Below are 10,553 nucleotides of genomic sequence, written 5' to 3'. Positions count from 1 at the left end.
GTCCGATCCCCGCATCGTCCCCTCGCCAGCCGCTTTCTCTTCGACCGGAGAGAAGCACGACCGCCAAGCCGGGCATAGCCTTTTTCAGCGGCCTGTTAACTCCTCCCACTGCGCAGCGGGGGGAGGTCGGGAGGGGGGCACCAAGGCGACCACTCTCCAAAAATAAACCTTACCCCCGCTTCCTCCGCCCCGGCGCCCGCGCCGGTTCCGGCACCGGGGCCAGCATTCCGGCGCTGACGAAGCTGCTGATCTCCGTGATGATCTCGTCCGGGTCGCCGGGGTTGCAGATGCCCGGCGCCAGCTCCTCCAGCCGGTGGGTGTCGGAGAAGGCGTAGAGATAGGCGCCGATCATCAGCGTCATCCGCCAGTAGACGTCCCGCTCCGACAGATGCGGCAACGCCTCCTTCAGCGCGGCGGCGAAGATGCGGGTCGAGGCGTCGTAGGCCTCGTTGCGCAGCTTGTATGAAATCTCCGGCGGCTCGGTGTGCAGCCGGGCCTGGAGCCGCATGAAGGTGCGGCCTCCCTCCGTCTCGCGCATGGCGAGCGCCGGCATCAGGAAGGCGTAGACGATGTCGCGCACCGGCGGCGGCGCGGGACCGCGGCGCAGCGCCTCCAGCCGCTCCATGCGCTCGTCGGCGATCTTCCGGCCGCGGCGCAGGAAGACCTCCTCGAACAGCCCGTGCTTGGACCCGAAATAGTAGCTGATGAGGGCCTGGGTCACCTCGGCCCGGTCGGCGACGTTGCGCAGGCTGGTGCCGGCGTAGCCGAGGTTGGCGAACTCCAGCTCCGCCGCGTCCAGGATCTGGTCGCGGACGTTGCTGGTGCCCTCCGGACGGCCCGGCCCGGCCCGGCGGCCGCGCGCGGGGCGGCCCCGCGCCGGGCCGCTCTCCGGCGCGGTGTCGGCGACGGGCGCGCTGTCCTGGACTTTGCTCATCGGTCGGCTCATCTCACTCCCGGCGGCACGCTTCGGATGGAAAGTCTAACATGGTGCAACGCCTGATCCCTCTTTCAACCCTGCTCCATCCTCATAGCGCGAGAATGCGCTCCGCCGGAACCACGTCGCCGTATTTCTGGCCGATGTCGAACAGGTTGGCCTCGTGCGGCGCCAGGGCGCGGTCGCCCACGCAATCGGCCATGACGACCGGGCGGAAGCCGTGGCACATGGCGTCCACCACGCTGGCCCGGACGCAGCCGCTCGTCGTCGCTCCGGCGATCAAAAGAGTCTCGACGCCGCGCTGTGTCAACCACGGCGCCAGCCCGGTCCCGAAAAAGGCCGACGGAACCGTCTTGCGCACCACCAGCTCCCCCGGCACCGGGGTCAGCTCCGGCACGATGGCGCTGATGGCGGCGTGCTCGGTCAGGGTCTGCATGCCCGGCACCTTGATGGAGAAGACGTTCCCGTCCGACCCGTCGTCGGCGTAGACGATCCGGCTGTGGGCGACGAACCAGCCGCGATTCCGGGCCTTCTCCAGCACCTGCGCCGTGCGGGCGATGGCCGGCGCGATGTTGCCGCCGCCGAACACCGCCGGGTCGGCGAAGCCGTTGACGAAATCGACGATCAGCAACCCGATCTGGCCCTGGATGCCCAGCGACCGGCCGAAGCCCTGCCGCTCATAGACGGCCTGTTCCGAAACACTCATGCCAGTTCCTTTCCGGCGAGCAGCTTGCCCTCGCGGACGACCTCGCGCCCGTCCAGGCGGACGGTGCAGTTCCGCATGGGAATGTCGATGTGGCAGGCGGTGGTGCGCGACCCGCCCGCCTCGTTGTTGGGGCCGAGCGAGAAGAGGAAGTTGCCGGCGAAGGCCCGCGCGTCCATGCCCAGCGTCTGTTCCCGGTCGTAGAGGCCGAGCGTCGACCAGCGCGCCCGCTTTTGCGTGCCCCAGCCGATGTGGGAGATGGCGTAGGCCTCCGGGTCGGCGAAGGCGTCCATGTAGTCGTTCAGCAGGTCGGCGTCCAACCCGCCGGTGATGGCGGTGACGTAGCCCTTCTCCACCGTCATCTCGATCTGCGAGGTCAGGTAGGACTTCATCGGCAGGAGGATGTCGCCCTTGTCGAGGATGATCCGCCCGCTCGCCTGCCCCTCGTTGGGGAAGGTGAAGCCGAAGCCGCTCGGCCAATGGTCCCAGCGCCCCGGCTCGTCGACGAAGCCGTATTCCTGCACCGTCGGGAACTCGCCGATGGGCAGGCGCAGGTCGGTGCCGGCCCGCGAGGTGACGTGCATCTCCTTCGCCGCCTTCAGCAGCGCTGTGGCCTCGCCGACGGTCGCCTTGTCCTCCAGGCTGGGCAGCAGGCGTACCAGAACCTCCGGCGGTTCGACGGCCAGCAGGATCTTGGTGCCGCTTTCCAGGATCTCCATCTGCTCCGGCGAGAAGAGGAGGGTCATCAGGTCCAGCACCAGATCGCTTTCCTTCAGCGCGGCCATGGCGGCGCGGTTTCCGGTCAGCGGGGTGGTGCCGAGATAGGCGAGGCTGTCGCGGCTGTGGGCATGCTCCGCGTTCACCGGCGGCAGGTCCAGCCGGTTGACCCGCGCGCCCAGGTTCGAGGCGGCGATCAGGGCGGTGCGCAGGGTCTGCGGGTGGGTGCCGTCGCTGGTCAGGACGGTGACCACCTCCTGCGGCTTCAGCTTCGACAGGGTCAGAACATGGGTCCAGGCGCGGACCATATCGGCGTCACTGACGGGCATGATGCGTGTCCCTTTCCGGATGGGCGGTCAGACGGCGGTGCCGAGGACGGTGCCGAAGGCGCGGTAGAAGCCCTCTTCGTCGTCCCAGGGGATCATGTGCCCGGCCCCCTCGACGCGGGTCACGGCCAGCTCGGGCTGGAGCTTGCGGATTTCCGCCTCCTCCTCGGGCCGGATCACGTCGCCGCGCCCGGCGGCGATCAGCAGGGCCGGGCAGGGGATGCGCGGGAAGTCGGCGTGGATGTCGTCGGTCTGGAAGTCGTTGAAGGCGGTGACGATGGCCCGCTCGTCGCAGGTGTGCAGCCATTCGGCGCGCAGGCGGAGCTGTTCGTCGGTCCAAGTCGGGCAGAAGGGCCGCATCGCCTCCAGGTCGGCGCCCTCGCGCATCAGGCGGATGGAGTCCACGTACCAGGGCAACTGCGCCGGGTAGGGGCGGCGGCCCGGCCCGGAGACCGGCGGATCGACCATGACCAGCCGCGCCGGGGCGGCGCCATGGCGGCTGACCGCGCGCAGGCCGATGCGGGCGCCCATGGAGTGGCCGACCAGCGCGTAGTCGCGCAGGCCCAGCGCCTCGGCGAAGGCCGCCACGTCGGCGGCCATGGCGTCCAGCCCGTAGTCGAGCGCGTCCGACGCCTCCGACAGGCCGCGCCCGCGCACGTCGAGCACGTAGGTGTCGAAGTTGCGCCCGAAGCGCTCCGCCACGAAGCCCCAGGTGACGGCGGGGCTGGTGATGCCCGGAACGATCACCACGGGGCGGGTCTTCCCTTCGCCACCGTAGCGCAGGTAATGCTGGCGGATGCCGTTGGCGCGGACGTTCGCGCCGTAGCGGAAGGTGCTGCTGATCATGGCATACCCCCCGCTCAGTAGGCGCCGGAGAGCAGGGCGCCGGCCCCCGGAACGCGCGTCGGCAGGCCCAGCGCCTTCAGCTTGGCGTAGGTGGTGGCGACGGCGGCGCTCAGCACCGGCTTGCCGGTCATCGCCTCGACCTGCGCGATGGCGGGCAGCGACGGCATCTGGACGCAGGCCGACAGCACCACGGCGTCCACCCCGGCGGTGTCCATGCCGGCGACGATGCCCGGCAGGCGGGACGGGTCGTGGCGCCCGACCTCCAGATTGTCGGGAATCTCCAGCGCCCGCCAGTCGGCGACCTGCACGCCCTCATGCTCGATGTAATCGACGACGAGCTGGGCCAGCGGCTTCATGTAGGGGGCGACCAGGGCGATGCGCTTTGCGCCCAGCACATGCAGCCCGTCGACGAGCGCGCCGGCGCTGGTGATGACCGGGGCCGTTCCGCCGTTCTCCGCGGTGCGCCCGTGCAGCCGCTCCTGCGAGACGCGGTGGTAGCCCTTGCCCATGCTCATGATGGCGACGAGGCAGGCGTAGCCCAGCACGTCGACGCGGGCGTCCGACAGTTCCAACGCGCAGCGGTCGGACTCGGCGTCCATGGCGGCGAGTTCTTCCTTCTTCACCGTCTTCATGCGCATGCGGCTGGAATGGAAGGTGAAGCGGGTGCCGTGCGCCAGCGCGTGGGCGGTCAGCATGGCCGGGATTTCCGTCTCCATGGTCGTGTTGGAGGAGGGGACGATCTGGCCGATGCGGTAGGTCTTGTTGGTCATGGTCGGTCCTTGAGGAAGTCTTCTGGCAGCTGGCCCCCACCCCGGCCCTCCCCCGCTCTTGCGGGAGAGGGTGCCTTCTGCGGAGCGGCGGCAGTCCCCTCCATCTCGCAGAGGGGGAGGGTTAGGGAGGGGGCATCACGCCACGAGGCGCGGCTTGTCGGAGAGGTTCGGGCGGAAGGCGCGGGCGTCGTACTGGTAGACCCAGTTGGCCTGGATGCCGGTGGCCTGCGGGTTGAAAAGGCCGCGCAGCCAGTACATGAAGTCGCGCTTCGCCTGGGCCAGCGGGGAGGGCAGGTGGTAGGTCCGCCCGCGCTCCCGCGCCTCCAGCTGGACGCGGCTGGTGCGGGGAAGCCGCTCCGCCTCGTAGTCGCGCAGCGCCGAGGCGACGTCGCCGCCGTGCCCCTTCAGGGATTCGGCCAGCACATAGGCGTCCTCGATCGCCATGGCCGCCCCCTGCGAGAGGAAGGGCAGCATGGGGTGCGCGGCGTCGCCCATCAGCGTGATGCGGCCCTTGGACCAGCTCGTCATCGGGTCGCGGTCGAACAGGCCCCATTTGTAGACCTGGTCCACCTTGCTGAAGAGAGTCTCGACGTTGCGGTGCCAGCCGCGGAAGGCGCCGAGCATCTCCTCCTTGCTGCTGGGAGCGTTCCAGGACTCCTCGACCCACTCCTTGGTCTCGGCGACCGCCACGATGTTCACGGCGTTGCCGCCGCGCACGTAGTAGGTCACGACATGGCTGTGCGGCCCGAACCAGAAGGAGGCGTCGGGGCTGACGTAATCCACCACCCCGCCGGTCGGCACCACGGCGCGGTAGCACATGTGCCCGGTGAAGCGCGGCGCCTCCGGCCCGAACAGGCCGGAGCGCACGACGGAGCGCACGCCGTCGGCGCCGACGATCAGGTCGGCCTCGTACTCGCTGCCGTCGCTGAAGCTGGCGACCGCCGAGTTCTTGTCCTGGCGCACACCGGTGCAGCTCACCCCGAAGTTGGCGACGCTGTCCGGAACCAGAGAGGCCAGGATGGCGTGCAGGTCGGCGCGGTGGATGTGGATGAAGGGCGCGTCGTAGAGCACCGGGCAGGTCTCGATCAACGGCGTGCGGAAGGTCTCCCGCCCGCTGCGCCAGTTCCGCCCGACCAGCGATTGCGGCAGGAAGCCGGCGGCCAGCATCTTGTCCAGAAGCCCCAGCGACTTGATGACCTTCACCGCGTTCGGCGTCATCTGGATGCCGGCGCCGATCTCGCCGAAGCCCGGTGCCCGCTCGAACAGGCGGACCTCGAAGCCGCGCTGGAGCAGGCTGCCGGCCAGCGCGACGCCGCCGATGCCGCCGCCGACGATGCCAATTCGCATGTTGGTTCGCACTCTTGCCTCCTGAAGGACGGCGACCGAGAATTGTTCGGTCGTTCGTTTAATTATCCGTGACGCGGCCATTAGCCGCCGCTGTGGCCGTCAGCCGCCCAGATAGGCGCGCAGCAGGTCGGGATCGCCGCGCAGCTCCGCCGAGGGGCGGCTGGCGGTGATGCGGCCCGTCTTGACCACATAGGCCCGGCTGGCGACGCCCAGCGCGTTGTGGATGTTCTGCTCGACCAGCAGGACGGTGACGCCGTGGCCGTTGACGGAGCGCACCACGTCGAACACCTCGTCGGCCATCTTCGGGCTGAGGCCGAGGCTGGGCTCGTCCAGCATCAGCAGCCGCGGCTCCGACATCAGCGCGCGGGCGATGGCGAGCATCTGCTGCTCGCCGCCGCTGAGCGTGCCGGCCATCTGGCGCGACCGCTCGCGCAGGCGGGGGAAGCGGTGGAAGGCCATGCCGATGCGCCGCTGCACCTCCTCGCGCGAACGGCAGAGATAGGCCCCGAGCGCGATGTTCTCCTGCACCGTCATGTTCGGCCAGACGTGCCGTTCCTCCGGGCAGTGGGCGATGCCGGCGGCGACGATGCGGTCGGCGGGCAGGTTGGCGATGGACTTGCCGTTCCAGGTGATGGTGCCGGAGCGCGCCTTCAGCAGGCCGGAGATGGCCCGCAGGATGGTGCTCTTGCCCGCACCGTTGGCGCCGATCAGGGCGACCGTCTCGCCGGCCCGCACGTCCAGCGACACGCCGTGCAGCGCGGCGGTGGAGCCGTAGGCGACGTGCAAGCCCTCCACGGCGAGGACCGGCGCGTCGACAGCCTGCGCGATGGCGGAGGGCGAGGGGGATTCGGAGAGCAGCGTCATGCGGCGGCCTTTCCGAGATAGGCTTCGGCGACCTGCCGGTTCTCGATGATCTCGGCCGGCCGGCCCTCGGCCAGCTTGCGGCCGAAGTTGAGGACGACGATCCGGTCGGACACCGACATGACCAGATCCATGTTGTGCTCCACGATCAGCAGCGCGTCGATGCTGCGCCCGATCAGCGTCTTCAGCACCGCGCCGAAGGTCCCGGCCTCGTGGCTGTTCAGCCCGGCAGCGGGCTCGTCGAGCATCAGCAGGCTGGGCTTGGCGGCCAGCGCCACCGCGACCTCCAGCAAACGCAGCTCGCCGCAGGACAGCAGGTGGGCCGGGGCGTTCATGCGCTGGGCCAGACCCATCGTCTCGACGATGGCCGCCGCACTCTCCCGCGCCTCCCGCTCGGCGCGGCGCACCGCCTCGCCGGGGAAGAAGGTGGCGAGGAGGGATTGCCGGCTTGCCATGTAATGGCCGGTCAGCACATTCTCGAAGACCGTCAGCCGCTTCATGACGTTGGTCTTCTGGAAGCTGCGGACGAGGCCGAGCCGGGCGATGGCGTGGGGCTTGCGGTTGGTGATGTCCTGCCCCTTGAAGCGCACCCGCCCGTTGCTCGGCGCGTAGAAGCCGGTCAGCATGTTGAAGCAGGTCGTCTTGCCGGCGCCGTTGGGGCCGATCAGGCCGACGATCTCGCCGGGCTCGATGTGGAAGCTGAAGTCCTTCACCGCCGTGATGCCGCCGAAGGTCATGGTCAGGTCGTCGGCGCGCAGAAGCGGCTGCCGTTCGGTGGTCGCCGTCATACGGTGCGCTCCTTCGCGGCGTTGAGGGTCGGCTTGGCGGCCTGCTGCTCGCGGCGCAGGGCGATGAAGCCCATCAGGCCGTTGGGCAGGAACAGGACGATGGCCATGACGATCAGCCCGAACAGGGTGAGGCGGAGTTCCTGCACCTCGCGCAGATATTCCTCCAGCACGGTCACGATCACCGCGCCGGCCAACGGGCCGATCAGCGTGCCCTTGCCGCCCAGCAGGACCATGATGATCATCGTTGCCATGAAGGCGAAGCGGAACACCTCTGGCCCGACGAAGGAGATGTAGTGGGCGTAGAAGCCACCGGCCAAGCCGGCCAGGAAGGCGCCCAGCACGAAGGCCTGCATGGCCGTGCCGAAGGGATCGACGCCGATGGACTGCGCGACGTAGCGGTTCTCGCGCACCGCCACCGCCGCCCGGCCGGCGTTCGAATAGACGAAGCGGTAGGAGAGGTAGAGCGCCACCGCGGCGATGCCCAGAACGATCAGGAAGAAGCCCGCCTTGTCGGTGACGGCCACGTCCCCGAAGAGGGTCTGGCCGACGCCCGCCAGCCCCATCGGGCCGTTGGTCACCGCGATCCAGTTGTTGGCGACGATGCGCAGCACCTCGGCGAAGGACAGGGTGACGATCACGAAATAGGGGCCTTGCAGCCGCAGCGTGATCGCCCCGATGGCGAAGCCGAAGACGGCGGAGACCAGCCCGGCCAGCGGGATCGTCACCCACATCGGCATCCCCGCCTGGGTAGACAGCAGCGCCGCCGTGTAGGCTCCGGTGCCGAGGAAGGCGGTGTGGCCCAGCGAGAACTCGCCGACATAGCCGACCACCAGATTGAGGCTGCTCGCCAGCACCGCGTAGAACAGCGCCATGATGGCGAGGTGCAGGATGTACTGGTCCGTCACCGCGAAGGGCAGAAGCGCCGCCCCCGCCAGAAAGGCCAGGAGGATGTTGCGTTCCAGGGTCATGTCAGGCCCTTTCCGTGCGGATCGAGAACAGGCCCTGGGGCCGGAACAGCAGGATCAGGATGACCAGGACGAAGCCGATCACGTCCACCATGCCCATGGAGACGTAGCCGCCCCACATCGCCTCGGCGACGCCCAGCAGCAGCCCCCCGGCGATGGCGCCCGCGAAGCTGCCCATGCCGCCGAGGATCACCACGACGAAGCTCTTCAGGCTGATGAGTCCGCCGACCGACGCCTGGGCGGAGTAGATGGAGGCCAGCAGCATCCCCGACAGCGCGGCCAGCGTGCAGCCCAGCGCGAAGGTGGCGGCGTAGACGTGGCCGGTGCGGATGCCGGCGAGGCTGGCCGCCATCGGGTCCTGGAAGGTGGCGCGCATGGCGGCCCCCAGCCGGGTCCGGCGGATCAGCAAATGGGCGCCGACGATCAGCGCGATGCCCACTCCCACGGCCAGCAGGCGCAGCTTGGTCACCGCGATCGGGCCGAAGAACAGCGGCCCTTCGGCCACCGCGCCGGCCACCTTCATGGGCGCCGGGCCGACCAGCAGGAGCGTGCCGTTGACCAGGAAGATCGACAGGCCGATGGTCAGCAGGATGCCCGGCTCCTCACCCTGGCCGCGCACCCGCTCGATCAGGAAGCGGTCGACCAGCCAGCCGACGGCGGCCATGAAGGCGGCGACCACGATCAGGCCGCTGAAGAAGTCGAGACCCAGGTAATTGGTGACGAACCAGCCGCTGACCCCGCCCAGCATGTAGAACTCGCCATGGGCGAAGTTGACCACGCGCATCAGGCCGAAGATCAGCGTCAGGCCGAGGGCGGAGAGCGCGTAGAACACGCCCATCACCAGCCCGTTGGCCAGGAACTGCGGAAAGAGATCCATGACGTTCTCGCAAAAGCAGGCCCGCACAAACGGTGCGTTGGATCGGTGCGCGCCGCGGGGACAGTGCCGTTACGGCAGCCCCGCGGCGCGTCCGCCGGTCAGTGCGGCGCGTCCACCGGGGTGGAGGCGATCACCTTCGGTTCGCCCTTCTCGATCCGCACCAGCACCGCCTCGAAGCCGTAGGCCTGGCCCTTGTCGGTGAACTTGTAGACGCCGTTCGGCGCCTCGTAGCTGGTCTTGGCGAGCGACGCCCGGATGGCCTCGGCGTCGGTGCCGCCAGCCCGCGCGATGGCCTGCCCGGCGATGTTCAGCGCGTTGTAGCCGGCGGCGCCGTACTTGCCCGGCTTGATGCCGTACTTCGCCTGGTATTTCTGGACGAACGCCTGGTTGCGCGGGGTGTCCATGCTGGAGGCGTAGGGGACGGCGGCGTGGATGCCCTCCGCGGCCTCGCCGGTCAGGTTGATGAAGTCGGCGGTGGCCCAGGAGCCGACGCCGAACACCTTGGTGTCCAGCCCCATCTCGCGGATCTGCTTGACCAGGATGGAGCCGTCCTGCGTCTCCGCGGCGACGAACACGCCGTCCGGCTTGGCGGCGCGCAGCTTGGTCAGCAGGGTGAAGAAGTCGGTGGCGCCGTGGTCGAAATACTCGGTCAGCACCGTCTTGACGCCCAGCGCCGTCAGGTCGCGGGAGAATTCCTCGACCCCGCCGCGGCCCCAATCGTCGTTGACGCCGATGTAGGCGACCTTGGTCAGCTTCAGGTCGTTGGCGAGGATCTTGGCGAAAGCCTCCGCCATCAGCGCGTCCGTCTCGGCGGCGCGGAAGAAATAGGGGTTGCCCTGTTCCGTCAGGCTGGCCTTCGAGGACACGCCGGTGATCAGCGGCAGCTTGTATTTCTGGGCCACCGGCATGATCGCCGCGGTGGCGGAGCTGCAGAAGGCGCCGACGAGCGTGACGACCTTGTCCTTCTGCACCAGCTTCTCGACGGCGTTGACCGAGTTGGCCGGGGTGCACTGGCCGTCCTCGACGATCAGTTCGATTTTCTTGCCGAGGACGCCCCCCGCGGCGTTCATCTCCTCGACGGCGAGCCGGGCGCCTTCCACCACGGACTTGCCGTTGTAGGCGACCGATCCGGTCAGCGGCTGGACCAGCCCGATCCTGACCGTGTCCTGCGCCTGCGCCGGAACCGACGCGGCGACGCCGGTCAACAGCAGGCCGCCCAGTACCACGTTTCTCATCTCTCCCTCCGCGTTCGACGGTGATGTCGCGATGACGGCGAATGACGATTCCCTGTCGGCGCCCCGCCGCTCTCGGCGTGGGCGCGTCGGCCCGTTGCGGGAACGCATGCCGTCCGATGCGGCAACCGTTCCCGTGTTTTATTATACGGCCAATTAATTATTCAGGGATGCTAACGGTCACGTC

General features: G+C 69.0%; 11 protein-coding genes. All 11 read right to left on the bottom strand.

The annotated features are described in order from the left end of the window. Positions 1-169: 169 nt before the first annotated feature. Positions 170-934 (bottom strand): TetR/AcrR family transcriptional regulator, encoded by a 765-nt coding sequence (locus tag FBZ83_RS30770; protein ID WP_145690998.1) that lies wholly within the window; start codon positions 932-934, stop codon positions 170-172. Positions 935-1,025: 91 nt separating this feature from the next. Beyond that, the gene (locus FBZ83_RS30765) at positions 1,026-1,640 is read right to left on the bottom strand and encodes an isochorismatase family protein (protein WP_145690990.1); all 615 of its coding nucleotides are present in this window, start codon (positions 1,638-1,640) and stop codon (positions 1,026-1,028) included. After that, positions 1,637-2,683: a 2,5-dihydroxypyridine 5,6-dioxygenase gene (locus FBZ83_RS30760; protein ID WP_145690982.1), complete on the bottom strand. Its 1,047-nt coding sequence runs from the start codon at positions 2,681-2,683 to the stop codon at positions 1,637-1,639. The genes FBZ83_RS30765 and FBZ83_RS30760 overlap by 4 nt, the downstream gene beginning before the upstream one ends. 27 nt (positions 2,684-2,710) lie before the next feature. Then, complete coding sequence (locus tag FBZ83_RS30755; RefSeq protein WP_145690974.1) at positions 2,711-3,526, bottom strand: alpha/beta fold hydrolase; 816 nt, start codon at positions 3,524-3,526, stop codon at positions 2,711-2,713. A 14-nt stretch (positions 3,527-3,540) separates the two neighbouring features. Continuing rightward, the gene (locus FBZ83_RS30750; protein WP_145690967.1) at positions 3,541-4,296 is read right to left on the bottom strand and encodes a maleate cis-trans isomerase family protein; all 756 of its coding nucleotides are present in this window, start codon (positions 4,294-4,296) and stop codon (positions 3,541-3,543) included. Positions 4,297-4,431: 135 nt separating this feature from the next. Further along, positions 4,432-5,643: an FAD-dependent monooxygenase gene (locus tag FBZ83_RS30745; RefSeq protein WP_145690959.1), complete on the bottom strand. Its 1,212-nt coding sequence runs from the start codon at positions 5,641-5,643 to the stop codon at positions 4,432-4,434. Positions 5,644-5,742: 99 nt separating this feature from the next. Then, a complete protein-coding gene (locus FBZ83_RS30740; RefSeq protein WP_145690952.1) occupies positions 5,743-6,507 on the bottom strand; it encodes an ABC transporter ATP-binding protein in 765 nt (254 codons plus the stop codon). Continuing rightward, positions 6,504-7,292: an ABC transporter ATP-binding protein gene (locus FBZ83_RS30735; RefSeq protein WP_145690945.1), complete on the bottom strand. Its 789-nt coding sequence runs from the start codon at positions 7,290-7,292 to the stop codon at positions 6,504-6,506. Before FBZ83_RS30735 ends, FBZ83_RS30740 begins: the two co-directional genes overlap by 4 nt. After that, entirely contained in the window at positions 7,289-8,260 is a 972-nt protein-coding gene (locus FBZ83_RS30730) for a branched-chain amino acid ABC transporter permease (RefSeq protein WP_145690938.1), read from the bottom strand. Before FBZ83_RS30730 ends, FBZ83_RS30735 begins: the two co-directional genes overlap by 4 nt. A 1-nt stretch (position 8,261) precedes the next feature. Next, positions 8,262-9,134, bottom strand: coding sequence for a branched-chain amino acid ABC transporter permease (locus tag FBZ83_RS30725; protein WP_035682985.1), 873 nt, complete (start codon positions 9,132-9,134; stop codon positions 8,262-8,264). Between the two features lie 98 nt (positions 9,135-9,232). After that, positions 9,233-10,369 (bottom strand): ABC transporter substrate-binding protein, encoded by a 1,137-nt coding sequence (locus FBZ83_RS30720; protein ID WP_145690936.1) that lies wholly within the window; start codon positions 10,367-10,369, stop codon positions 9,233-9,235. Positions 10,370-10,553 lie beyond the last annotated feature (184 nt).

Source organism: Azospirillum brasilense, assembly GCF_007827815.1.
GTDB lineage: Bacteria > Pseudomonadota > Alphaproteobacteria > Azospirillales > Azospirillaceae > Azospirillum > Azospirillum brasilense_C.
The sequence above is the reverse complement of the archived record's forward strand: the minus strand, read 5'-3'. Positions and strand labels throughout refer to the sequence as shown.

Bases quoted from the DNA above. Each gene is read 5' to 3' on its own strand.
- FBZ83_RS30770 (WP_145690998.1), bottom strand. From the start codon at position 934: ATGAGCAAAGTCCAGGACAGCGCGCCCGTCGCCGACACCGCGCCGGAG.
- FBZ83_RS30765 (WP_145690990.1), bottom strand. From the start codon at position 1,640: ATGAGTGTTTCGGAACAGGCCGTCTATGAGCGGCAGGGCTTCGGCCGG.
- FBZ83_RS30760 (WP_145690982.1), bottom strand. From the start codon at position 2,683: ATGCCCGTCAGTGACGCCGATATGGTCCGCGCCTGGACCCATGTTCTG.
- FBZ83_RS30755 (WP_145690974.1), bottom strand. From the start codon at position 3,526: ATGATCAGCAGCACCTTCCGCTACGGCGCGAACGTCCGCGCCAACGGC.
- FBZ83_RS30750 (WP_145690967.1), bottom strand. From the start codon at position 4,296: ATGACCAACAAGACCTACCGCATCGGCCAGATCGTCCCCTCCTCCAAC.
- FBZ83_RS30745 (WP_145690959.1), bottom strand. From the start codon at position 5,643: ATGCGAATTGGCATCGTCGGCGGCGGCATCGGCGGCGTCGCGCTGGCC.
- FBZ83_RS30740 (WP_145690952.1), bottom strand. From the start codon at position 6,507: ATGACGCTGCTCTCCGAATCCCCCTCGCCCTCCGCCATCGCGCAGGCT.
- FBZ83_RS30735 (WP_145690945.1), bottom strand. From the start codon at position 7,292: ATGACGGCGACCACCGAACGGCAGCCGCTTCTGCGCGCCGACGACCTG.
- FBZ83_RS30730 (WP_145690938.1), bottom strand. From the start codon at position 8,260: ATGACCCTGGAACGCAACATCCTCCTGGCCTTTCTGGCGGGGGCGGCG.
- FBZ83_RS30725 (WP_035682985.1), bottom strand. From the start codon at position 9,134: ATGGATCTCTTTCCGCAGTTCCTGGCCAACGGGCTGGTGATGGGCGTG.
- FBZ83_RS30720 (WP_145690936.1), bottom strand. From the start codon at position 10,369: ATGAGAAACGTGGTACTGGGCGGCCTGCTGTTGACCGGCGTCGCCGCG.